Annotated in this window: 21 protein-coding genes; 10 read left to right on the plus strand and 11 right to left on the minus strand. The window is 61.4% G+C overall.

The features are described from left to right. Nucleotides 1–37 precede the first annotated feature (37 nt). The 7 genes from nth to metG form a co-directional block, all read right to left on the minus strand. Complete coding sequence (gene nth / locus ACIPQ1_RS14140) at nt 38–676, minus strand: endonuclease III (protein WP_446534324.1); 639 nt, start codon at nt 674–676, stop codon at nt 38–40. After that, nucleotides 673–1206 (minus strand): Rnf-Nqr domain containing protein, encoded by a 534-nt coding sequence (locus tag ACIPQ1_RS14145; protein ID WP_446534325.1) that lies wholly within the window; start codon nt 1204–1206, stop codon nt 673–675. The genes nth and ACIPQ1_RS14145 overlap by 4 nt, the downstream gene beginning before the upstream one ends. Then, on the minus strand, nt 1199–1810 hold the full coding sequence (locus tag ACIPQ1_RS14150; protein ID WP_446534326.1) for an RnfABCDGE type electron transport complex subunit G: 612 nt from the start codon (nt 1808–1810) through the stop codon (nt 1199–1201). Before ACIPQ1_RS14150 ends, ACIPQ1_RS14145 begins: the two co-directional genes overlap by 8 nt. Beyond that, complete coding sequence (locus tag ACIPQ1_RS14155) at nt 1807–2793, minus strand: RnfABCDGE type electron transport complex subunit D (protein WP_446534327.1); 987 nt, start codon at nt 2791–2793, stop codon at nt 1807–1809. The genes ACIPQ1_RS14150 and ACIPQ1_RS14155 overlap by 4 nt, the downstream gene beginning before the upstream one ends. Next, entirely contained in the window at nt 2780–3787 is a 1008-nt protein-coding gene (rsxB, locus tag ACIPQ1_RS14160) for an electron transport complex subunit RsxB (protein WP_446534328.1), read from the minus strand. The genes ACIPQ1_RS14155 and rsxB overlap by 14 nt, the downstream gene beginning before the upstream one ends. Beyond that, nucleotides 3784–4356, minus strand: coding sequence for an Rnf-Nqr domain containing protein (locus ACIPQ1_RS14165; protein ID WP_446534329.1), 573 nt, complete (start codon nt 4354–4356; stop codon nt 3784–3786). Before ACIPQ1_RS14165 ends, rsxB begins: the two co-directional genes overlap by 4 nt. 129 nt (nt 4357–4485) lie before the next feature. Continuing rightward, the gene (gene metG / locus ACIPQ1_RS14170; RefSeq protein WP_411385448.1) at nt 4486–6531 is read right to left on the minus strand and encodes a methionine--tRNA ligase; all 2046 of its coding nucleotides are present in this window, start codon (nt 6529–6531) and stop codon (nt 4486–4488) included. A 336-nt stretch (nt 6532–6867) separates the two neighbouring features. Here metG and apbC point away from each other — a divergent pair, with 336 nt between their 5' ends. Continuing rightward, a complete protein-coding gene (apbC, locus tag ACIPQ1_RS14175; protein ID WP_411385447.1) occupies nt 6868–7962 on the plus strand; it encodes an iron-sulfur cluster carrier protein ApbC in 1095 nt (364 codons plus the stop codon). 129 nt (nt 7963–8091) lie between these two features. Here the strand turns inward: apbC and ACIPQ1_RS14180 are convergent, their stop codons facing one another. Next, entirely contained in the window at nt 8092–8850 is a 759-nt protein-coding gene (locus tag ACIPQ1_RS14180; protein WP_186706310.1) for an SDR family oxidoreductase, read from the minus strand. A gap of 164 nt (nt 8851–9014) precedes the next feature. Here ACIPQ1_RS14180 and ACIPQ1_RS14185 point away from each other — a divergent pair, with 164 nt between their 5' ends. From ACIPQ1_RS14185 to groL, 4 genes are all read left to right on the plus strand, one after another. Further along, complete coding sequence (locus ACIPQ1_RS14185) at nt 9015–9746, plus strand: HugZ family pyridoxamine 5'-phosphate oxidase (protein WP_250963907.1); 732 nt, start codon at nt 9015–9017, stop codon at nt 9744–9746. Between the two features lie 66 nt (nt 9747–9812). After that, nucleotides 9813–10289, plus strand: coding sequence for an FxsA family protein (locus ACIPQ1_RS14190; protein WP_014339863.1), 477 nt, complete (start codon nt 9813–9815; stop codon nt 10287–10289). Nucleotides 10290–10532: 243 nt separating this feature from the next. After that, nucleotides 10533–10826, plus strand: coding sequence for a co-chaperone GroES (locus tag ACIPQ1_RS14195; RefSeq protein ID WP_003204913.1), 294 nt, complete (start codon nt 10533–10535; stop codon nt 10824–10826). A gap of 50 nt (nt 10827–10876) precedes the next feature. Then, nucleotides 10877–12520 carry a chaperonin GroEL gene (groL, locus tag ACIPQ1_RS14200; RefSeq protein WP_053124505.1) on the plus strand — a complete coding sequence of 548 codons (1644 nt, stop codon included), beginning with the start codon at nt 10877–10879 and terminating at the stop codon, nt 12518–12520. 196 nt (nt 12521–12716) lie between these two features. Here the strand turns inward: groL and ACIPQ1_RS14205 are convergent, their stop codons facing one another. Continuing rightward, complete coding sequence (locus tag ACIPQ1_RS14205) at nt 12717–13460, minus strand: phosphatase PAP2 family protein (RefSeq protein WP_446534330.1); 744 nt, start codon at nt 13458–13460, stop codon at nt 12717–12719. A gap of 310 nt (nt 13461–13770) precedes the next feature. Here ACIPQ1_RS14205 and colR point away from each other — a divergent pair, with 310 nt between their 5' ends. The 5 genes from colR to ACIPQ1_RS14230 all read left to right on the plus strand — a co-directional run bounded on the left by colR (nt 13771) and on the right by ACIPQ1_RS14230 (nt 17449). Continuing rightward, a complete protein-coding gene (gene colR, locus ACIPQ1_RS14210; protein WP_024779529.1) occupies nt 13771–14454 on the plus strand; it encodes a two-component system response regulator ColR in 684 nt (227 codons plus the stop codon). Continuing rightward, the gene (locus ACIPQ1_RS14215) at nt 14444–15721 is read left to right on the plus strand and encodes a sensor histidine kinase (RefSeq protein WP_186706307.1); all 1278 of its coding nucleotides are present in this window, start codon (nt 14444–14446) and stop codon (nt 15719–15721) included. Before colR ends, ACIPQ1_RS14215 begins: the two co-directional genes overlap by 11 nt. Before the next feature lie 114 nt (nt 15722–15835). Continuing rightward, nucleotides 15836–16504 carry a class I SAM-dependent methyltransferase gene (locus ACIPQ1_RS14220; RefSeq protein WP_250963911.1) on the plus strand — a complete coding sequence of 223 codons (669 nt, stop codon included), beginning with the start codon at nt 15836–15838 and terminating at the stop codon, nt 16502–16504. Between the two features lie 4 nt (nt 16505–16508). Next, complete coding sequence (locus ACIPQ1_RS14225) at nt 16509–17225, plus strand: lipopolysaccharide kinase InaA family protein (RefSeq protein WP_250963912.1); 717 nt, start codon at nt 16509–16511, stop codon at nt 17223–17225. Beyond that, nucleotides 17222–17449: a hypothetical protein gene (locus tag ACIPQ1_RS14230; protein WP_186706304.1), complete on the plus strand. Its 228-nt coding sequence runs from the start codon at nt 17222–17224 to the stop codon at nt 17447–17449. Before ACIPQ1_RS14225 ends, ACIPQ1_RS14230 begins: the two co-directional genes overlap by 4 nt. Before the next feature lie 256 nt (nt 17450–17705). Here the strand turns inward: ACIPQ1_RS14230 and ACIPQ1_RS14235 are convergent, their stop codons facing one another. Next, nucleotides 17706–20732 (minus strand): multidrug efflux RND transporter permease subunit, encoded by a 3027-nt coding sequence (locus ACIPQ1_RS14235; RefSeq protein WP_446534331.1) that lies wholly within the window; start codon nt 20730–20732, stop codon nt 17706–17708. A gap of 13 nt (nt 20733–20745) precedes the next feature. After that, nucleotides 20746–21894, minus strand: coding sequence for an efflux RND transporter periplasmic adaptor subunit (locus tag ACIPQ1_RS14240; RefSeq protein ID WP_446534332.1), 1149 nt, complete (start codon nt 21892–21894; stop codon nt 20746–20748). Nucleotides 21895–21954: the final 60 nt, after the last annotated feature.

Here is a 21954-nt window from a genome sequence, read left to right on the forward strand (position 1 = left end):
TTTTTTCAATCGATGGATCGAGAAAAGCAATAGCGCCTCAATCGTCCGACGTCTTGTGCTTGTATTCGCATAAATCTTCGATCCGGCAACTGCCGCAGCGGGGCTTGCGGGCCAGGCAGACGTAGCGTCCGTGGAGGATGAGCCAGTGATGGGAGTCCAGCAGGTATTCCTTGGGGACAAATTTCATCAGCTTCTTCTCCACATCCACCACGTTTTTGCCGGGGGCCAGCCCGGTACGGTTGCTGACGCGGAAAATGTGGGTGTCGACGGCCATGGTCAATTGCCGAAATGCGGTATTGAGCACGACGTTGGCGGTTTTGCGACCGACGCCCGGAAGGGCCTCCAGCGCTTCACGGGTCTGGGGGATTTCACTGCCGTGGCGCTCGATCAGCAGGCGGCAGGTTTCGATCACGTTTTTAGCCTTGCTGTTGAACAGGCCGATGGTCTTGATGTACTCGGACAACCCTTCGACGCCCAGGGCATGGATCGCCTCTGGGGTATTGGCGACCGGGAACAGTTTGGCGGTGGCCTTGTTGACGCCGACGTCGGTGGACTGCGCCGACAAGATGACCGCGATCAGCAACTCGAACGGAGAGGAATAGGCCAGTTCGGTTTTCGGCTCCGGGTTGTCTTCGTGAAAGCGACGGAATATTTCCAGGCGTTTTGCGGCGTTCATGGGCGCGGCGTTTCCTCGAGGGTTGAAGGGGGTTTGGCGGCCGTCCAGGCCTGTCGGGCCGCCAGCAGCAGCCCGAGCAGAATGAACCCGCCAGGAGCGAGCAAGGCCAGGGGCAGGCCGCTGCCGATCAGTTCACGGATGGCGCCCAGGCTGAGCATCAAGAGACCGAACCCCCCAACCAGCTGCAGGCGCACAAGCAGGCGAGACTCAACGAAGAACCCCCCATGCTCCAGCGCCACGCAGCTCAGGGCGATCCAGCCCATGTACAGGCTCAGCGGTTGATACAGTTCCAGCGCCCAGGCCTGAATGACCAAGCCTGTACAGGTGGTCAGGGTGGTGGCCAGCACAATCGCTGCGAGCAGCCTTTGCCCGGACGTCAGGCGCTGCCGGACAAGCCCCATTGCCAAGCCCTGGCACGATAGAATCAGCGCCCAGGCCAGCCATAGCGCCAGTGCGCCGACCAATGAATGGCTAGCGCCAACCAACGGGACGAGCAGCAGGCCGCGTGTCAGGCCCCATGGCTTATTCATCCGCGGACACTCCCATTAACCGGGCCTTGTGCTCGTCGAAGTAACGCAACGCGTCATGAACCGCCTGGAGCACCGCCCGGGACGTCACCGTTGCGCCGGTCAATTGATCGAACTGACCCTGGTCCTTTTTCAAGGCCCAGCCGCTGTCATCAGGCGCCTGGCGTGATTTGCCGGTGAAGGTCTGCAACCAGGCGTTCGGCCAGCCGGCAATCGCCGCGCCCAACCCGGGCGTCTCGGCTTGGCGCAGGGTCTTGACCCCCAGCAACCGGCCTTGTGGATCGATGGCGACCAGCAATTCGATGCTGCCTTCATAACCCAGCGCCTGGCTACGCAGCAACACGGCGCTGGGCTGGCCGTTGCGGGTCGCCAGGTAACCGCCCAACAGCGTGCTATGGGCCAAGGTAACCGAGGTTGTGAAAACGGGGTGCGCCAACGGCTGATTGTCATAGTGGTCAGTGGGCAGCACGTCGAGCAAGGTCTTGTTCGCCAGCGTTTGCCGCTGGGCCTCGATGCGCCCGGTCGTGCTGAGGTGCGTGAGGTAAGTGGCACCGCTACCGAGGCCAATCAACAGGATCAGGATTGCCACGCCGCCGGGATTCTTCATATCAGCGGCCGCCGTTGTCGCGCCTCGGCGAATCGGTCCAGTGCCGGCACGCCGAGGTTCATCAGCAACACGGCGAACGCCACGCCATCCGGATAGCCGCCCCAGGTGCGGATCAGGTAGATCAGCAGTCCCATGCCCGCGCCAAACAGCAGCCGGGCAAGCGGGGACTTGGCCCCCGAGACCGGTTCGGTTGCGATAAAAAAGGCGCCGAGCATGGTCGCGCCGCTGAACAGATGAAACAGCGGTGAACCGTGGGAATCGGAACCCGACCCGTTCCAGCACAACAGGCTGATGATGAACAGGCTCGCCAGCAGGCCCACCGGCGCATGCCAACTGAACACCCGTTGCTGCAACAGGAACAGGCCGCCTGCCAGGAAGGCCAGGTTGACCCATTCGGCACCTCGACCACCGAAACGCCCGAACGCCGGATCAGTGCCGAACAGCTCATCGATGGTCAGGCTCGTGTTGGTCCGCAGGCTGTCCAAGGCGGTCGCCCCGGCCCAGGCATCGGGCGCCGGATGAGTGCCGAACACTTGTTGCAAACCTTCCAGCAGGCCCATGCCGTGGGGCGCGGGCCAATGACTCATCTGGGCGGGAAACGCCACCAGCACCAAGGCGTATCCAAGCATCGCCGGGTTGAACGGGTTGCTGCCGACGCCGCCCCACAGGTGCTTGCCGAACAGCAAGGCGCAGGCGGCCGCCGTGACGGTCAGCCACCAGGGGCAATACGCCGGCAAGGCCAGGGCCAGCAACGTGGCACTGACCAGCGCGCTGCCATCGTTCAGTTCGGGTTTGAGCGGTCGCTGCCGCACACGCAACACGAACGCTTCGACCGTCAGCGCGGTGAGGCCGGACAACAGCAGGTTGAGCGCCACGCCCCAGCCTTGGAACCACAGCAACGCCAGCACGCCGGGCAGCGTCGCCAGCAACACGTGCGTCATTGCTGGCCGCAGCCGCTCGTCCACCGGCTCAGGAAGCGGCATGGGCGTCCACCTGGCGTTCGGCATCCTTCACCGCTTGCTCCAGCGCCTGCAACTGTTCATCCGATGGCGCTGCCGTGCGGGCTTTGCTGAGTTCGGCGCGGCGCATCGCCAGTTGGATCTTGGCCCGCTTCAGCTCGGCGTTTTGCGCCGGTGCCGAGGGCGCAGTGGCCGCCGGTGCGGCGTTTTCCAGTTGGCTCAGGGCCTGCTCGGCGGCTTCGAACTGGCGTTGCAGCACGATCAGTTGCGACTGCTGCTCGAAGGTCGGCGGATGGCCGAACGCTTTCAAGGATTTGTTCAATTGCGCCCGGCTCATGGCCAGGTCGATCTTGGCTTTTTTCAAGGCGGCATCGGCGGTGGCGGCTTTTTGCGCGCGTACGCGTTCCAATGCGGCTTGTACGGGGTCGAGCGACTGCTCCTTGGCTTGCGCCGCCCTTTGGGTACGGGCCAAGCGCTCCGCCTGGCGCTGTTCTTCTTCGCGGCGCAGGCGCGCATTGCGTTGTTCGAAGCGACGTCGGGCGTGGTTGCGCTTGGCGGTTCGCGCCTGCTGCTCTTCGGTACTGAAGGCCAGGCCGCCGACAACCGGCAGCACGGTCGCCATTGGCAGGGGGCGCATCTCGATGCAATCGACCGGGCAGGGCGCCACGCAAAGGTCGCAGCCGGTGCACTCATCGATGAGAACGGTGTGCATCAGCTTGGCCGCGCCAACAATCGCGTCCACCGGACAGGCCTGGATGCACTTGGTACAGCCGATGCATTCGGCTTCGCGGATAAAGGCGATTTGCGCCGGGGCCGCGCCGCGGCTGGTGTCCAGTTCCAGCACCGGTATTTTCATCAGCTCGGCCAGGGCCGCGATGGTTTCGCGCCCACCGGGCGGGCATTTGTTGATCGGCTCGCCTTGGGCGATGCCTTCGGCGTAGGGCTTGCACCCGGGGTGGCCGCACTTGCCGCATTGGGTCTGCGGCAGCAGGGCATCGATACGTTGAATCAGGCTCATGTCTTGACCAGCCCGCGCAATCCGAGAAAGGCCACCGCCATCAGTCCGGCGCTGATCAACTGAATCGGCAGGCCCCGAAAGGGCAGGGCAATAGCGTTATTGGAGGTGCGCTGGCGCAGATCGTCGAATAGGCCCAGCACCAGCCAGAAACCCAGCCCGGCACCCAGGCTCAGGGCCATGGCATGGCCCAGGCCTCGGTCATCCTGGCTGTTGAGCAGCGTCACGCCCAATACGCCGGCATTGCCCAGCAACAGCGGCCACAGCCCATCGAATGGCAGGGTCGGCAGCCAGCGCGCCAGCAGGCGCAGCAAGGGGACGATCAGCAAGATGCTCAAGGACAGCCACGCCAACAGGCGCAGCGACACCAGGTTTGTCGGTGTCAACAGCCCATGATCGATCAGGTAGCCCAGGGTGCCGACGATCAGCATCAAGCACGTCGTCGCCAGGCCCAAGGCGTGCACCTGCTTTCTTCCGCTGGCCGCCAGCAGTGGATCGGCGCCCAGCGGCCAGTGCAACACCAGGTTGTTGATCAGGGCAGCGCTAAACAGCGTGAGGAGGATTTCGTTCATGGGCGTGTTGGTGGCGAGGGGCCTGTTACAAGATTAGGCATTATCCGGCACGCCGGGCGCGTGGGCCAGATATGAAAATCCCACAGCCACCTGCGCGGCGACTGTGGGATCGGTGCAGCGGGAGTCGTATTACTTGATCCGCTGGCCCGGCTTGGCGCCGCTGTCAGGGCTCAACAGGTAGATTTCCTCGCCGCCGGGGCCCGCCGCCATCACCATGCCTTCGGAGATGCCGAAGCGCATTTTGCGCGGCTTGAGGTTGGCGATCATCATCGTCAGCCGACCTTCCAGCTTGGCTGGGTCCGGGTAGGCGCTCTTGATGCCGGAGAACACGTTGCGTTGCTCGTCGCCGATGTCCAGGGTCAGGCGCAACAGCTTGTCGGCCCCTTCGACGGCTTCGGCCTTGACGATCAGCGCCACGCGCAGGTCAACGGCGGCGAAGGCATCGAAATCGATTTCCGGCGACAGCGGGTCCTTGGCCAGTTCGCCGTTGCCGGCAGGGGCGCCGGTGTCGGTCTGGCTGGCGGCCAGGTCTTCCTTGGAGGCGTCGATCATGGCTTGGACCTTGGCGGAATCGATACGGGTCATCAACGGCTTGAACTCGTTCAACTGATGGTTGCTCAGCAGGGTCTGGTGGTCGTTCCAGGTCAGCGGCGCAACGTTCAGGAACGCTTCGGCATCGGCGGCCAGCAGCGGCAGCACAGGCTTGAGGAAGATCACCAACTGGCGGAACAGGTTGATGCCCAGGGCGCAGATGGCCTGGACTTCGTCCTGCTTGCCTTCCTGCTTGGCCAGCGACCATGGGGCCTTGTCGGCGATCCAGGCGTTGGCGCGGTCGGCCAGGGCCATGACTTCGCGCATGGCGCGGGCAAAATCGCGGCTCTCGTAGGCTTCGGCGATGCTGGGCGCGGCCGCCAGGAAGGCGTCGGTCAGTTCTGGCGCGGCGTTGCCGGCGACCAGGACGCCGGCGTTGCCCTTGTGGATGAAGCCGGCGCAACGGCTGGCAATGTTGACGACCTTGCCCACCAGGTCGGAGTTGACCTTTTGCACGAAGTCTTCGAGGTTCAGGTCCAGGTCATCGACGCCACGGCCGAGCTTGGCGGCGTAGTAGTAGCGCAGGTATTCCGGCGACAAGTGGTCCAGGTAGGTCCGGGCCTTGATGAAGGTACCGCGGGACTTGGACATTTTCTGCCCGTTGACGGTCAGGTAGCCGTGGACATTGATGGCGGTCGGCTTGCGGAAACCGGCACCTTCGAGCATTGCTGGCCAGAACAGCGCATGGAAATTGACGATGTCCTTGCCGATGAAGTGATACACCTCGGCGGTGGAGTCCTTGCCCCAGAACGCGTCGAAGTCCAGCTCCGGCGTGCGGTCGCACAGGTTCTTGAAGCTCGCCATGTAGCCGATGGGCGCATCCAGCCACACGTAGAAATACTTGCCAGGCTCGCCGGGGATTTCGAAGCCGAAGTACGGTGCATCGCGGGAAATGTCCCACTCTTGCAGGCCGGAGTCGAGCCATTCGGCGAGCTTGTTGGCCACCGCGTCGTGCAACGTGCCACTGCGGGTCCAGGTTTGCAGCATCGCCTGGAAATCCGGCAGCTTGAAGAAGAAATGCTGGGAATCCCGGAGCACCGGGGTGGCGCCGGAAATCGCCGACTTCGGGTCTTTCAGGTCGGTCGGTGCGTAGGTGGCGCCGCACTTCTCGCAGTTGTCGCCGTACTGGTCTTCGGTGCCGCATTTCGGGCAGGTGCCCTTGATGAAGCGGTCGGCCAGGAACATGTTCTTTTCCGGGTCGAAATATTGGGTGACAGAACGGGTGGCGATATGCCCGGCGTCACGCAGCTTCAGATAGATCTGACTCGACAGCTCACGGTTTTCTTCGGCGTGAGTGGAGTGGAAGTTGTCGAAGTCCACCAGGAACTCGGCAAAGTCGGCGCTGTGTTCAGCCTGGACGTTGGCGATCAGCTGTTCCGGGGTGATGCCTTCCTTTTCCGCACGCAGCATGATGGCCGAACCGTGGGCGTCGTCGGCGCAGACATAGATGCACTGGTTGCCGCGATGTTTCTGGAAGCGCGTCCACATATCGGTCTGGATGTATTCCAGCATATGGCCGAGGTGAATCGAACCATTGGCATAGGGCAGGGCGCTGGTGACGAGGATCTTGCGTGGCTCGGACATGGGGCTCGGCTACTTGATGAAACGGAGGTCGGCCACTATAAAGCGCCGGCGGCTTTTTTTCACCCTTCGGGGCTGTTTCGGCGTGCTGCTTGGTTGTGTGGCGAGGGAGCTTGCTCCCGCTGGGTCGGGCCGACGCTTCGGGCGAAGCCGCCCCAAAGCTGTCAGCCGCAGGCATGCAGGCAAACCACGTCTGCCCCATTGCGACTGCTGCGCAGCCGAGCGGGAGCAAGCTCCCTCGCCACAATAGGTGTTCGCCTTGCTGTAATCGGGTCGCCACAAAAGCACGCGCGGCGTAGGATAGCGGCCTGTTTTCAAGTCTTGCTATCGGAGTTGCCCATGAGCGCCGTCAACCGCGCAGCGGTGGAAACCGTCCTTCGCCAGTACACCGACCCCTACCTGAACCAGGACCCGGTCAGCGCCGGATGCGTGCGCGCCATCGACATCCAGGGCGATCGCGTCAGCGTCCAGCTGGAAATCGGCTACGCCGCCGACCTGTTCAAGAGCGGCTGGGCGCAGATGCTGCAAATGGCGATCGAAGGCCTGGACGGCGTGACTGCCGCGACCGTCCAAGTCACCAGCGTCATCGCTGCGCACAAGGCCCAGGCCCAGGTTCCGGGGTTGGCGAACGTCAAGAACGTGATCGCCGTGGCCTCGGGCAAGGGCGGCGTGGGCAAGTCCACCACCGCCGCCAACCTGGCCCTGGCCCTGGCCCGTGAAGGGGCGAAGGTCGGGATTCTCGACGCGGACATCTACGGTCCGAGCCAGGGCATCATGTTCGGGATCGCCGAGGGCACCCGGCCCCAGGTCAAGGATCAGAAGTGGTTCGTGCCGCTGCAGTCCCATGGCGTGGAAGTCATGTCCATGGCCTTCCTGACCGACGACAACACGCCGATGGTCTGGCGCGGGCCGATGGTGTCCGGTGCCTTGCTGCAACTGGTTACGCAAACCGCGTGGGGCGACCTGGATTACCTGGTGATCGACATGCCGCCGGGCACTGGCGATATCCAACTGACCCTGGCGCAGAAAGTCCCGGTGGCCGGTGCGGTGATCGTCACCACCCCCCAGGACCTGGCCCTGCTGGACGCGCGCAAGGGCGTGGAGATGTTCCGCAAGGTGAACATCCCGGTGCTGGGCGTGGTAGAGAACATGGCCGTGCACATCTGCTCCAACTGCGGCCATGCCGAGCACCTGTTCGGCGAAGGTGGCGGGGAAAAACTGGCGACCCAGTACGGCGTCGAATTGCTGGCTTCGCTGCCGCTGTCGATGGTGATCCGTGAACAGGCCGACGGCGGCAAACCGACGGTCATCGCCGAGCCGGACAGCCAGATCGCCATGGTCTATCAGGAACTGGCCCGCCACGTGGGCGCGCGGATCGTGTTGCAGGAAGCGGCATCGCCGGCGATGCCGAATATCACCGTCAGTGACGATTGAATAGGCCGTAATACAATCCATTGTGGGAGCGGGCTTGCTCGCGAATGCAGTGTGTCATTCAACGGATAAGTTGACTGATCCAGCGCATTCGCGAGCAAGCCCGCTCCCACATTGTGTTATGCGGTGGGTTTAGATCCGCATCCCGCCATCCATCTCCAGGATCCGACCGGTGTAGTAGTCGTTCTCAAAGATATAGGCGGCCGAATGGGCAATTTCCTCGGGTTTTCCCATGCGCTTGAGCGGGATCGCGGAGGTCATTCTTTCCAAGGCTTCGGGCTTCATACCCAGGGTCATCTCGGTTTCGATGAAACCCGGTGCAATGCCCGCCACACGGATGCCGTAGCGTGCCAGCTCCTTGGCCCAGGTCACGGTCGCTGCGGCCACACCGGCCTTGGCAGCCGAGTAGTTGGTCTGGCCGACATTGCCGGCGCGGGAGATCGACGAGATATTGATGATGGCGCCGCTGTTCTTCAGCTCGACCATTTTCGCCGCCACTTCACGGGTGCACAGGAACACACCGGTGAGGTTGACATCGATCACCGCCTGCCACTGGGCCAGGCTCATCTTGGTCATTTCGCCGTCCTTGACCTTGAGCAGCAGGCCGTCGCGCAGGATCCCGGCGTTGTTGATCAAGCCGTGGATCGCGCCGAAGTCCTCGGCCACCCGGGCGACCATGTCGATCACCTGATCTTCATTGGCGACGTTGCACAGGTAGGCACGGGCCTCGACGCCCTTGGCCGCGCAGGCGGCCACCGCCTGGTCGAGTTTTTCCTGGTTGAGGTCCACCAGGGCCAGCTTCGCGCCTTTACCCGCGAAATACTCTGCCATGGAGCGACCCAAGCCCTGGCAACCGCCGGTGATAATGATTACTTTGTCAGTGAGTTGCATTCTCATGTCCAGATGGGGCAGCGGTGGAGGGGACCCTCTGGGCAGCCTCTCGATTCGCGACGGTGTAGCCCGACTGCACACGAGAATCGTCCCCTAGGTGTATCGGAACATTACTCCAGTCGCCTGACCGTTTTCTAGACGGATTTTATAAAAGGAGTCATAAATTGAGCGTTGAAGCTGCCAAGCATGCCCGGGAACTGCTGCTCAAGGAATACCGTGGAATGCTCTCCACGCATTCCAAATCCATGCCCGGTTTTCCGTTCGGCTCCGTCGTGCCCTATTGCCTGGACGCAGAAGGCCGGCCGCTGATCCTGATCAGCCGCATTGCCCAGCACACGCACAACCTGCAAAAAGACCCCAAGTGTTCGATGCTGGTGGGCGAGCGCGGTGCCGAGGATGTGCAGGCCGTCGGGCGCCTGACTTACCTGGCAGAGGCCCGGAAGCTTGAAGACAGTGCCGCCATCGAGGCGGCCGCCGAGCGTTATTACCGCTATTTCCCTGACTCGCAGAACTACCACAAGGCCCACGATTTCGATTTCTGGGTACTCGACCCGGTGCGCCATCGCTACATCGGCGGCTTCGGCGCCATTCACTGGATCGACTCTCTCACCCTGGCCAATCCCTTCGCCGGCAAGGCCGAAGCCAGCATGATCGAGCACATGAACGCCGATCACGCCAAGGCCATTGCCCATTACGTGGAGCTGGCCGGCCTGCCGAAAAGCGAACCGGCGCAACTGGTGGGCATCGACAGCGAAGGCATGCACCTGCGTATCGGGCAGGGCTTGCACTGGCTGGCGTTTCCAACACCTTGCAACACGCCGACACAAGTACGCGAAGCCTTGGTTTACCTGGCTCACGCCGAGCAATGGCCAAAAAATGCCGAGGCCGACGCTTGAATTCACGAAAGGTCGACGTCATTTAGGTTTTCATAGCAAGGCATTCTTGCGTAGAGGAACCCTTTGATGCGCCCTTTTTTGTTGCTCTTTCTGCTGTTCCCGGTGTTGGAGCTGTTCGTATTCGTCAAGGTCAGCGGTGCGATCGGGTTTTTCCCGGCGCTGCTGCTGGTCATTCTCGGCTCGATGCTCGGCGTGTTCGTGCTGCGCATTGCCGGTCTCGCCACGGCGCTGCGTGCCCGTGAAAGCCTGAACCGTGGCGAGCTGCCCGCCCAGACCATGCTCGAAGGCCTGATGCTGGCCCTGGGCGGGGGCCTGTTGATCCTGCCAGGCTTCATCAGCGACGTGCTGGGCCTGGTCATGCTGTTGCCGTTCACCCGTCGGTTGCTGGCCAATAAGATGCGTCAGCGCGCCGAGGAGCAGGCGATGCGCCAACGGGCCTTCGCCGATGACCTCCAGCCCCGCGGCGGGCCGGCTCCGCGCGAGCCCGTGGGCCGTGAGCCCAACGTGATCGAAGGCGAATTCGAACACCGGGATTCCAAGTAAAACTTTCTCCACGGCGCCTTCGGGCGCCGTGTTCGTTTTGGCTGCGTAAGTAAAAAATTTTCTGCTTGCGCCCTTGTAATCCACTTGTACGCCCTTATGTAACGGTCACCGCAAGGTTTCCGGTGGCGACACCGGACAGACTTCCGCGGTTCGACTGACGAACCGCAACCGGCTCTGCCGGCTTTGTTAAACCCGCCGGGACTACACCGGCCGATGAAAACCAAAAATTAGGAGAGATCGACAATGAAGCTTCGTCCTCTGCATGACCGCGTCGTCATCCGTCGCAGCGAAGAAGAGAAGAAAACCGCTGGCGGTATCGTCCTGCCAGGTTCGGCTGCTGAAAAAGCCAACCACGGTGAAGTTCTCGCTGTAGGTCCAGGCAAGGCACTGGAAAACGGTGAAGTACGTGCGCTGGCCGTGAAAGTGGGTGACAAGGTTGTGTTCGGCCCTTACTCCGGCAGCAACACAGTGAAAGTCGACGGCGAAGACCTGCTGGTAATGAGCGAGAACGAAATCCTCGCTGTTCTCGAAGGCTGATTCCCCCGCCCATTTTCCCGTTACTACAAAGTATTTAAGGAATATCGATCATGGCTGCTAAAGAAGTTAAATTCGGCGATTCCGCCCGCAAGAAAATGCTCGCCGGTGTCAACGTCCTGGCTGACGCAGTAAAAGCGACCCTGGGCCCGAAAGGCCGTAACGTGATCATCGAGAAGAGCTTCGGCGCTCCGACCATCACCAAGGACGGCGTTTCCGTAGCCAAAGAAATCGAACTGAAAGACCGTTTCGAAAACATGGGCGCGCAACTGGTCAAGGACGTTGCCTCCCGTGCCAACGACGACGCCGGTGACGGCACCACCACCGCGACCGTACTGGCTCAGTCGATCGTCAACGAAGGCCTGAAAGCCGTCGCTGCCGGCATGAACCCGATGGACCTCAAGCGCGGCATCGACAAGGCGACCATCGCCATTGTCAAAGAGCTCAAAGCCCTGTCCAAGCCATGCGCTGACACCAAGGCGATCGCTCAGGTCGGCACCATCTCCGCCAACTCCGACAACTCCATCGGCGACATCATTGCCGAAGCCATGGAAAAAGTCGGCAAGGAAGGCGTGATCACCGTTGAAGAAGGCTCGGGCCTGGAAAACGAACTGTCGGTCGTAGAAGGCATGCAGTTCGACCGTGGCTACCTGTCCCCGTACTTCGTCAACAAGCCGGACACCATGACCGCCGAGCTCGACGGCCCGCTGATCCTGCTGGTGGACAAGAAGATCTCCAACATCCGCGAAATGCTGCCAGTGCTGGAAGCCGTTGCCAAAGCCGGCCGCCCACTGCTGATCGTGGCTGAAGACGTCGAAGGCGAAGCCCTGGCGACCCTGGTCGTGAACAACATGCGCGGTATCGTTAAAGTCGCAGCCGTCAAGGCGCCAGGCTTCGGCGATCGTCGCAAAGCCATGCTGCAGGACATCGCCGTACTGACCGGCGGTACCGTTATCTCCGAAGAGATCGGCCTGAGCCTGGAAAGCACCACCCTGGAGCACCTGGGTAACGCCAAGCGCGTGATCCTGTCCAAGGAAAACACCACCGTGATCGACGGTGCCGGCGTCGAGGCTGACATCCAGGCTCGCGTGACCCAGATCCGCGCCCAAGTGGCCGAGACTTCGTCCGACTACGACCGTGAAAAACTGCAAGAGCGTCTGGCCAAGCTGTCCGGCGGCGTTGCGGTCATCAAGGTTGGTGCCGGTTCCGAAGTTGAAATGAAAGAGAAGAAAGCCCGCGTTGAAGACGCCCTGCACGCGACCCGCGCAGCCGTCGAAGAAGGCGTGGTACCTGGCGGTGGCGTGGCACTGGTTCGCGCTCTGCAGGCTATCTCCGAGCTCAAAGGCGACAACGACGACCAGAACGTGGGCATCCAGTTGCTGCGTCGCGCTGTAGAAGCCCCGCTGCGCCAGATCGTTGCCAACTCCGGCGACGAGCCAAGCGTTGTGGTCGACAAGGTCAAGCAGGGTTCGGGTAACTACGGTTACAACGCTGCCACCGGCGAATACGGCGACATGATCGAAATGGGTATCCTGGACCCAGCCAAAGTGACTCGTTCGGCTCTGCAAGCGGCTTCGTCGATTGCCAGCCTGATGATCACCACCGAGGCGATGATCGCTGAAATCAAGGAAGACGCTCCAGCTGGCGGCGGTATGCCAGACATGGGCGGCATGGGTGGCATGGGCGGCATGATGTAAGCCAGCCTTACCCCTGTAGCGAAAAACCCCGCCTGCGAAAGCCGGCGGGGTTTTTTATTGCCTTGGGCTTCATGAAGCAACAGACCATTCCCCTGTGGGAGCGAGCTTGCTCGCGATAGCGGAGTATCAGTCGATGCTTGATTGACTGACCCCCCGCCAACGCGAGCAAGCGCGCTCCCACAGGGTTACTCGATGCTCAGGCGTTGGCGGGTTGGCTCAGCGCGACGCGATCAGCCATGGCAGCCGGTCGGTACAGGATGTAGTAGTAACACCCCAGGCAAATCAGCCAACAGAACACCGCTGTCCACACGTTGTGGGAAAAGAAATGCGCCCCTTGCATCATCCGCCCCAGGGAGAACACCGTGCCCAGGGTGAAGGTGAGCACCAAGGCCTGGCGGGCCAGGCGCGGGCGGCGATCGCGCAGGACGAAGAACAGCGCAAACAACGTGAACCCGGTGGCGGCGTGACCGCCGGGCCAGCATCGACCGGGTTTGTCCGTGGCCGGGCGTGGGCTGAGCAGCTCACTGTAGGTCTCCTTGCCGCCGAACTCTTTCAGGCTCCAGGGGCATTGCACCGCCGTCACCGCTTTCATCGGCGTGACGAAGGACGTCGCCAGTGCCAGGGACAGCACCAGGCAGCCCAGTTCCCGCTTGAAGGGTTTGAGCCGGGTGATGAAAAACGTACCGATGAACCCCAGGACCGCCAGCAGGGAGAACGCGATCACTACCTCCTTGGCTCGATCGTGCAGGATATCCTCGAGGAAAAAACTGTGCCGACCGATAAACCCACCCGCCATCGGGTCGTAAAACAACTTGGCGAGGACCATGTCCAGGGTGGTCAGTTCCAGCAACACCAGGATGGCTGCGACGACGGCAGGCAGGCCCAGGGCGACCCATAAATTCAACGGCCTGGATGCGGGGCGGATGGCGGTGGGAACCATGGCAGTACCTTTGGGAGTTTTCGTTTTCAGCGTGTCGCGCAGTCTGGTCCGTGTTGCGTTCGGGCGGTGTGAAGGTTGGGTGAAAAACTCGTCAATGACCGCTCAGTCTTGCTCTTGGGTGCACTTGATCTTTGTGGGAGCGAGCTCGCTCGCGATAGCGGTGGGTCAGCCCCATCAATATTGGATGTTCCGACGCTATCGCGAGCAAGCTCGCTCCCACAGGGAGGCGTGACAACCCTAGCCGTGAGCCACGCTTGGCCGTAAGCTGCGCGGGCCAAGCCAGCCGTTAACCGTGCACGCAGAGGTGCCCATGCGAATTCTATTGGTCGAAGACAACCGCGACATCCTGGCCAACCTGGCCGATTACCTGGGGCTCAAGGGCTACACCGTCGATTGTGCCCAGGACGGTTTGTCGGGGTTGCACCTGGCGGCGACCGAACACTACGACCTGATCGTGCTCGACATCATGCTGCCGGGCATCGATGGCTACACCTTGTGCAAGCGCCTGCGCGAGGACGCCCGGCGCGATACGCCGGTGATCATGCTCACTGCCCGGGATCAGTTGGACGATCGCCTGCAGGGCTTCAAGTCCGGCGCCGATGACTACCTGATCAAACCGTTCGCCTTGTCGGAACTGGCGGCGCGGATCGAAGCCGTCATGCGTCGCGCCCAGGGTGGTGGCCGGCGGGCCTTGCAGGTCGGCGACCTGAGCTACGACCTCGATACCCTTGAAGTGACGCGCGAAGGCAAGCTACTCAAGCTCAACCCCGTGGGCCTGAAACTCTTGGCAGTGCTTATGCAAAAAAGCCCCCACGTGTTGCGCCGCGAAATCCTCGAAGAAGCGTTGTGGGGCGACGATTGCCCAGACAGCGACAGCTTGCGCAGCCACGTCCATCAACTGCGCCAAGTGATCGACAAACCGTTCGAAAAACCGCTGCTGCACACCGTGCACGGCGTCGGCTATCGCCTGGCCGAGGGCCGCGATGGAGTTTAAGCAGAGCCTTGCCCAACGGATCATCATAGCGTTTGCGCTGATGAGCGCATTGGTAGCCGGCGCGTTCGCCATGGGCATCGTGGCGACGGTTCACTTGGTCGAAGAAAAGCTGATTTCCGCCGGGCTGGGTGGCGACCTGCAACGCCTGTTGCTGATGGACAGCGTCTCGGACTGGAACCATCGGCCGGAACCCGACCAACTGTTCTATTTCAGCGGCGGTCCAGGGGACTTCGAATTACCCAGGGACCTGCGCCATCTGGAGCGTGGTTTCCACGAAGTGTTTCGCGAGCAATTGTCCTATCACGCCATGGTCGAGATCGTGGATGGTCGGCACTACGTATTGCTGCAAGACCAGAGCGATTTCGAGGAACGCGAGCGGGTGCTGTTTGCCGTGGTCCTGGTGGGTTTCGTGCTCAGCCTGGCGCTGGCGGTATTTTTGGGGTGGGTCCTGGCACGCCGGGTGATGGCACCTGTGGTTCGCCTGGCCCGGCAAGTGCGCCATCGCGACCAACTCCTCGGTCTTGCTCCGCCGCTGGCCCCGGATTATGCCGCCGATGAGGTGGGTGAGCTGGCCGTGGCGTTCGATGCCACACTGGGACGCTTGCGCCAGGCCCTGACCCGCGAGCGCTTGTTTACCAGCGACGTCAGCCACGAATTGCGTACGCCGCTGATGGTTTTGGCGACGTCCTGTGAACTGCTGCTGGAAAACCCGGCGCTGGACCCGCGCGGTCGTACCCAGGTCGAGCGCATCAGCCGGGCCAGCGAAGAGATGCGCGAACTGGTGCAAACCTTCCTGATGCTCGCCAGGTCCGAACGCGAAGACAACGGCATGTCGCCTCGTCTGACCCTGGGGCAGGTGGCCGAGAACCTCCTCGGCGTATGGCGCGCGCCCATCGAATCCAAGGGCCTGACGCTGATCTTCGAACCCGGGCAAACCGTCGACACCCTGTATAACGCCACGTTCCTGACGGCGGTGATGGGCAACCTGCTGCGTAATGCCCTGCACTACACCGACCAGGGGTTCATCCGTCTTTCGCTGACCAGCACCGGATTCATGGTCGAGGACAGCGGTGTGGGTATTCCCGAGGAAAAACGCGAGGCGATGTTCGAGCCTTTCGTGCGTGGTAACGAAAAGCGCGGCGAAGGCCTGGGGCTGGGGTTATCCCTGGTGCAGCGCATTTGCGAGAACCGAGGCTGGACAGTCAGTCTCAGTACGATGGAACCCAACGGTTGCCATTTCGAAGTGGAATTGAATCCAAAGGGCTAAGCGACTGTGTTGAAAAGTCTTGTAAACATTGGAAGCTTTACCTGACTTTATTTTCACAAGGACATGACATCCCGATTCATAAGGTGGGGCCGATCAGTCATCGAGGCCCCGCCAATGTCCAAGCCCATCAAGTTGGCTTTTTCCGAAAAGTACAACGAGCAGCACGCCAGGGAATATTTTCATAAACATCGCACTGGTTTGAGTCGTCGTCTTTCCAATCAGCGAGACCAGCAATTGGCCCGGCGCGCTTTGACACTTGTCGGCGACCCCGGTCTCATCCTCGACTTGCCGTGCGGTGCCGGGCGTTTCTGGCCCTTGTTGGCGGAAAAACCGAACCGGATCATCATCGGCGCGGACAATTCCGAAGCCATGCTCAATACCGCATTGGACGCTCAACCGAGCGACGTCGTAAAACGGGTACGACCTTTGCACACTTCTGCGTTCGACATCGCCTTGCCTGATAACGCCGTCGATAGCATTTTTTGCATGCGCTTGCTGCACCACATCGGTGAACCCGCGCATCGATTGGCAATCCTGAAGGAATTCGAGCGTGTCAGCCGTGACAGCGTGATCGTTTCATTGTGGGTCGATGGCAATTTCAAGGCCTGGAAACGCAAGCGCCTGGAACGCACCCGTGGGCAGAAAGACTACCAGAATCGATTTGTGTTACCGACGGATACAGCAGAGAAGGAGTTTCGGCAGGCTGGGTTTCGCATTCAGGAACGGCTGGATTTCCTACCGCTTTATGCCATGTGGCGAGTCTATGTATTACGCAAGGGGTAACAGCATGGTTGTGCAGGCCGTAGAGACACCTGGCATTTCCCGCAGCAGCTTCGAACACTTCTGGAACCAGCAAGGCGAGTGGGTGGAAGAGCCCAATGTGCGGCGTGGTGGTGAAAGCGGCGTGCAGCGGATCAGCAGCAACGATGGCGAGCTGTTGTATGCCAAGCGTCAAATCGGACATATTTATCGCAGTTGGTTGTACCCGCTCGGTCGTCCGACCGTGCTGCGAGAGCAGGACGCGTTGCTGGCCTTGAGCCGCCTGGATGTCCGTGTGCCCGAGCTGATTTTTTGCGGCGCCCAGCGCGACCCGGCCTGCAAGTGGCGGGCGCTGCTGGTGACCCATGCCTTGGAAGGTTTCGAGCAGATCATGCACTGGTACGCCGGAGGCGGACGTGAGCGCCATGGCGAAGCGGTGCATGACCAGATCCTCCAGGGCCTGGCTGAGAACCTGGCCCGTATGCACAAGGGCCGCTGGCAACATGGCTGCCTCTACATCAAGCATGTCTTTGTACGTGTGACAGGCGAGGGCGAAGCGGCGAAGGCTGAAGTCGCCCTGCTGGATCTGGAAAAATCTCGCCAGCGCCTGACCGCCCGGCAGGCGGCCTTCCATGACCTGAGGCAACTGCGGCGCCATTCGTCGTTCAGCGATGCTGACTGGAAAAAAGTCGTCTATTTTTATGAGGCGGCGTTTGGCAGCGCTATCAAAGGTTTATGGCAATGAAACTCGAAATTGCTAGAGGTTTGTTTTTAGTAGGAGCCTTGGGAGTTGCATCGATGGCGGTGGCGGTATGGGAACAGCCACGCTCGCAGGTCCTCAGCGTTTCGAATGCTGGTACACATTGTCCTTTGCCACGGGTGGCAAAGGCCAGCGAGGCGATCCAACCGGACAATGACCTGCTGCTGTTCATGTTCAGCCTGTCCCAAGGGATGAGGCCGCAGAGTTGAAAGCCCCGAAACCAGGATAAAGGCCTCCCTTGTGTGAGGCCTTTATTTTTTTGTTTTTCCAATGCCACCACAAACCTTCAGCCAAACACACAACCCGTGGCGAGGGAGCTTGCTCCCGCTGGACCGCGAAGCGGTCCCCATCGGTTTTCATGACCAGGCAGGCGTTCGTGCATGACGACTGCTTCGCAGCCGAGCGGGAGCAAGCTCCCTCGCCACAAAAACATCCCGTATCCGCGTGAGTTTGCTTGAACAGTCCTCAGGCTTTGTCTGGCTTGGCCAGCAGCGTGTAGATGCAAGGCAAGACGAACAGCGTGAACAAGGTCCCAATCGACATGCCGGTGGCGATTACCATGCCGATGTCGAAGCGGCTTACTGCCCCGGCGCCTGTGGCGAAAATGAGCGGTACCATGCCGAACACCATCGCCGCAGTGGTCATTAGCACCGGCCGCAGGCGAATCGACGCGGCTTGTTCTATGGCTTCTCGCGGCGTCAGATGTTGTTCCCTGCGCAGTTGGTTGGCGAACTCGACGATCAGGATCCCGTGTTTGCTGATCAGCCCGATCAGCGTCACCAGGCCTACCTGGGTGTAGATATTCATGCTCGACCAACCGAGGAACAGCGGAATCAGGGCACCGCAAATGGACAACGGTACAGTCACCAGGATCACCAGTGGGTCGCGGAAGCTTTCGAACTGCGCGGCCAACACCAGGAAGATAATCGCCAGGGCCAGGGCAAAGGTTACCCACAACGCGCTGCCTTCCTGTACGAATTGGCGCGAAGCCCCTGCGTAATCAAAGGCGAACCCCACCGGCGCTTCTTCTCGGGCGATCTGGCGGATGGTCTCGATGGCCTCGCCCATGCTCACGATGGGGAAGCCTGAAATCGTCACCGCATTGAGCTGCTGGAACTGGTTCAGCTGTCGCGGTCGCGCCCGGTCGCTGACCTTGATCAGGGTCGACAGCGGTAGCGATTCACCCTGGGCATTTTTCACGTAATAGCTGTTCAACCAGTCCGGGTTGTCCCGGAACGGCCGTTCGACTTGGGCAATGACTTTGTAGCTGCGGCCCTCGAGGGTGAAGCGGTTGATCTCGGATTCGCCCAGCAGTGTCGCCAAGGTGCCGCCCAAGTCCTCCATGGATACGCCCATCTGGGCAGCCTTGGCGCGATCGATATCCACCACGACTTCTGGCTTGTCGAACGCCAGGTCAATGTCCATGAAAGCGAACTTGCCGGATTCCAATGCGCGCTTTTTGACCCGGTCGGCAACCTCCAGCAACGTTGCATAGTCTTTCGGGGAGTTGATGACGAACGCGAACGGCAAGCCTTCGCCAGTGCCCGGCAGCGAGGGCAGGTTGAAACCGAAGATCTGCAGGCCAGGCACGCTTTCCAGCCTGGCCTGGACCTCTGGCAGGATTTCCATCTGGGTGCGGCTGCGTTCGTTCCAAGGCTTGAGCAGGAAGCCGCCGATGCCCGACTGCACACCGTCATAACCATTGATCTGGAACGAGGAGTAATACTCCGGGAACTCCTTGAAGAGGGTGATGAAGTGATCGGTATACGTGTTCAGGTAGTCGAGGTTGGTGGGCTGCGGGGCGTTGGCCATCATGAAGATAATGCCCTGGTCCTCGTCGGGGGCCAGTTCGGACTTGCTGAACATGACCAGCACCGGGATCAGCAACAGCACGATCGCCGCGAACACCAGCACCACCGGCCGGGTATTGAGCGTGCCATGGAGCATGCGCTGGTAACGGCTCTTCAAGCGTTCGAAAACCATGTCCAGCCGATGGGCGAGCCCCGAGGGGTTCTCGTCGTGGCGCAGGAGCAGGGCGCACATCATCGGCGACAGGGTCAGGGCGACGATCCCGGAGATCACCACCGCCCCGGCCAGGGTCAAGGCAAATTCCTTGAACAAGGCGCCCGTCAGGCCCTCGAGCAGGCCGATCGGTGCATACACCGCCGCCAGGGTGATGGTCATCGAGACCACCGGCATGGCGATTTCCCGGGCACCTTCTATCGCAGCGTCGAACGGGGTCTTGCCTTCCTCGATGTGCCGGTGGATGTTCTCCACCACCACGATGGCATCGTCCACCACCAGGCCGATGGCGAGTACCATGGCCAGCAGCGTCAGAAGGTTCATCGAATAGCCCATCAACTGCATGAAGAACATCACGCCGATCATCGATAAGGGGATGGTTACCACCGGGATGACCACCGAGCGCAAGGCGCCGAGGAACAGGAACACCACGACGATGACGATCAGTACTGCCTCGAACAGGGTTTTCACCACCTCGTCGATGGACGCCTGGATGAACAGGGTGGCGTCGTAGGCGATCTCGGCCTTGAGATTGGTCGGGAGCTGGGCCTCCATCTCCGGCATGATCTTGCGCACTTCCTTGATCACATCCAGCGGGTTCGCACCCGGCGTGGCCTTGATCCCGATGTACACCGAGGGCGTGCCGCCAAAGGAACTGATGCTGTCGTAGTTCTCTGCGCCCATTTCCACACGGGCGACGTCCCGCAACAATACGCGGCTGTCGCCCTCGGTCTTGAGCGGGATCGCGGCGAAGTCCTCGGCGGACTTGAGTTCGGTGTTGGCGTTGATGCTGGTGACGACGTATTCGCCTTTCACTTCACCGGCGGCGGAGAGGAAGTTGTGCTGGCGCACGGCATTGGTCACGTCGGCGGCGGTCAAGCCGAAGCCTGCGAGCTTGATCGGGTCCAGCCACAGGCGCATGGCGAAGACCTGGTTGCCGAGGATCTCCGCCTCGGCCATGCCGGGCAGTGTCGCCAGCTTGGGCTGGATCACCCGGGACAGGTAGTCGGTGATCTGCGGGTTGTTCAGTTCCTTGCTGAAAAAGCTGATGTACATCAGTGCCGAGGCATCGGCGGCCTCGCGGCTAAGGACCGGGTCCTCGGCGTCCTGGGGCAGTTGGTTCTTGACCTCGTTGGCCTTGGCCAGCAGTTCGGTGAAGAGCCGGTCGCTGTTGGAACCGATGCGGGCATAGACCGAGATCACCGAGAAATTCTGGCGACTGACCGAGGTCATGTAGTCGATGCCCTCGGCACTGGCCAGGCTCTGTTGCATCGGTTGGGTGATGTAGCCCTGGATGGTCTCGGCGTTGGCCCCGGGGTAGGCGGTGGTCACCGTGATCAGGGCGTTTTCCATTTGTGGATACTGACGCAGGGGCAGCTTGCTCCAGGCCTGGAAGCCCAGCAGCACGATCAACAGGCTGACCACGGTGGCAAGCACCGGGCGGCGGATGAACGGATCGGTAAAAGCCATGGGGGTTCCTTGATCAGTCCGCGCGCGGCGGGCTGTTCTGTTCGGTCAGGGTCTTGTCGTCGCTGATGGCGATCGGCGTACCGTTATCGAGCTTGAGCTGGCCGGCGATCACGACTTGTTCGCCGCTCTGCACGCCTTTGGACACCAGTACCTGCCCGTCGCGTCGCTCACCGGTTTCAACGAAACGCCGTTCGGCGATCAGGACCGGCTGGCCCTTGTCGTCTTTCTCGACAGTGCCGTCGGCGGCTTTCTTTTGCGTCACCACGTACATGGAATTGCCGTAGAGGGTGTAGGTCACGGCGCTTTCCGGCACGACGATCCCGGCGGCGACGTCCGGCAGGATCACCTGCAGGTTGGCGAACATGCCGGGCAGCAATTTGCCGTCGGGGTTGGCCAGGGTGGCGCGCACCAGGACGTTGCGGGTGCTGTCCTCGACCTTGGGGTTGATCGCGCTGATGGTGCCGACGAAGGTCTGCCCGGGGTAGGCCGAGACGCTGACATTGACCGGCTGTGCCACGGCGAGCCGGGGCACGTTTTGCTCAGGGACGTAGAAGTCCACGTACAGGCTGCTGAGGTCCTGCAGGGTGGCGATCACCGTGCCACTGGCCAGGTAGTCGCCGACATCCACCTGGCGAATGCCGATGGTGCCGCTGAACGGCGCCAGGATGTGTTTCTTGGCCAGCGAAGCCTTGAGCTGGTTGACCGTGGCCTGGTTCTTCTTCAGTTGCGCCGAGAGCCGGTCGAATTCGCCCTTGGAGATCGCCTGGCTGCCCACCAGTTGTCGGCCACGACCAAAATCCAGTTGCGACAGGCCAAGATCGGCCTCGGCGGTTTCCAGCAGGGCGCTTTCGACTTCGCTGTCCAGTTGCAGGAGCGGCTGGCCGGCCTTGACCTTCTGCCCGGACTGGAATTGAACCTTCTGCACGGTTCCGGCGATTTCCAGGCTCAGGTCCACGCCTTGCAGTGCCTTGAGACTGCCAACGGTGGGTAGGCGGGCCTGCCAGGGTTGCTGGGCCGCTGTGGCCACTGCGACACTGACCGGTGGTTTGGGGGCAGAAAACGTCTGGATCTGCTGGTAAACGGAGAAGGCCTTGTAGCCGGCGAGCAACAGCACCACCAGCAGCACAACACCCAACATGATCAGCATGCGGCGTCGCAGCATGTTCCACTTCCTTGGAAAGAGCCGAGAGAAAATACAGATAGGCCGGCACATTACTCTGAG

It is taken from the genome of Pseudomonas sp. LARHCG127 (genome assembly GCF_052871455.1).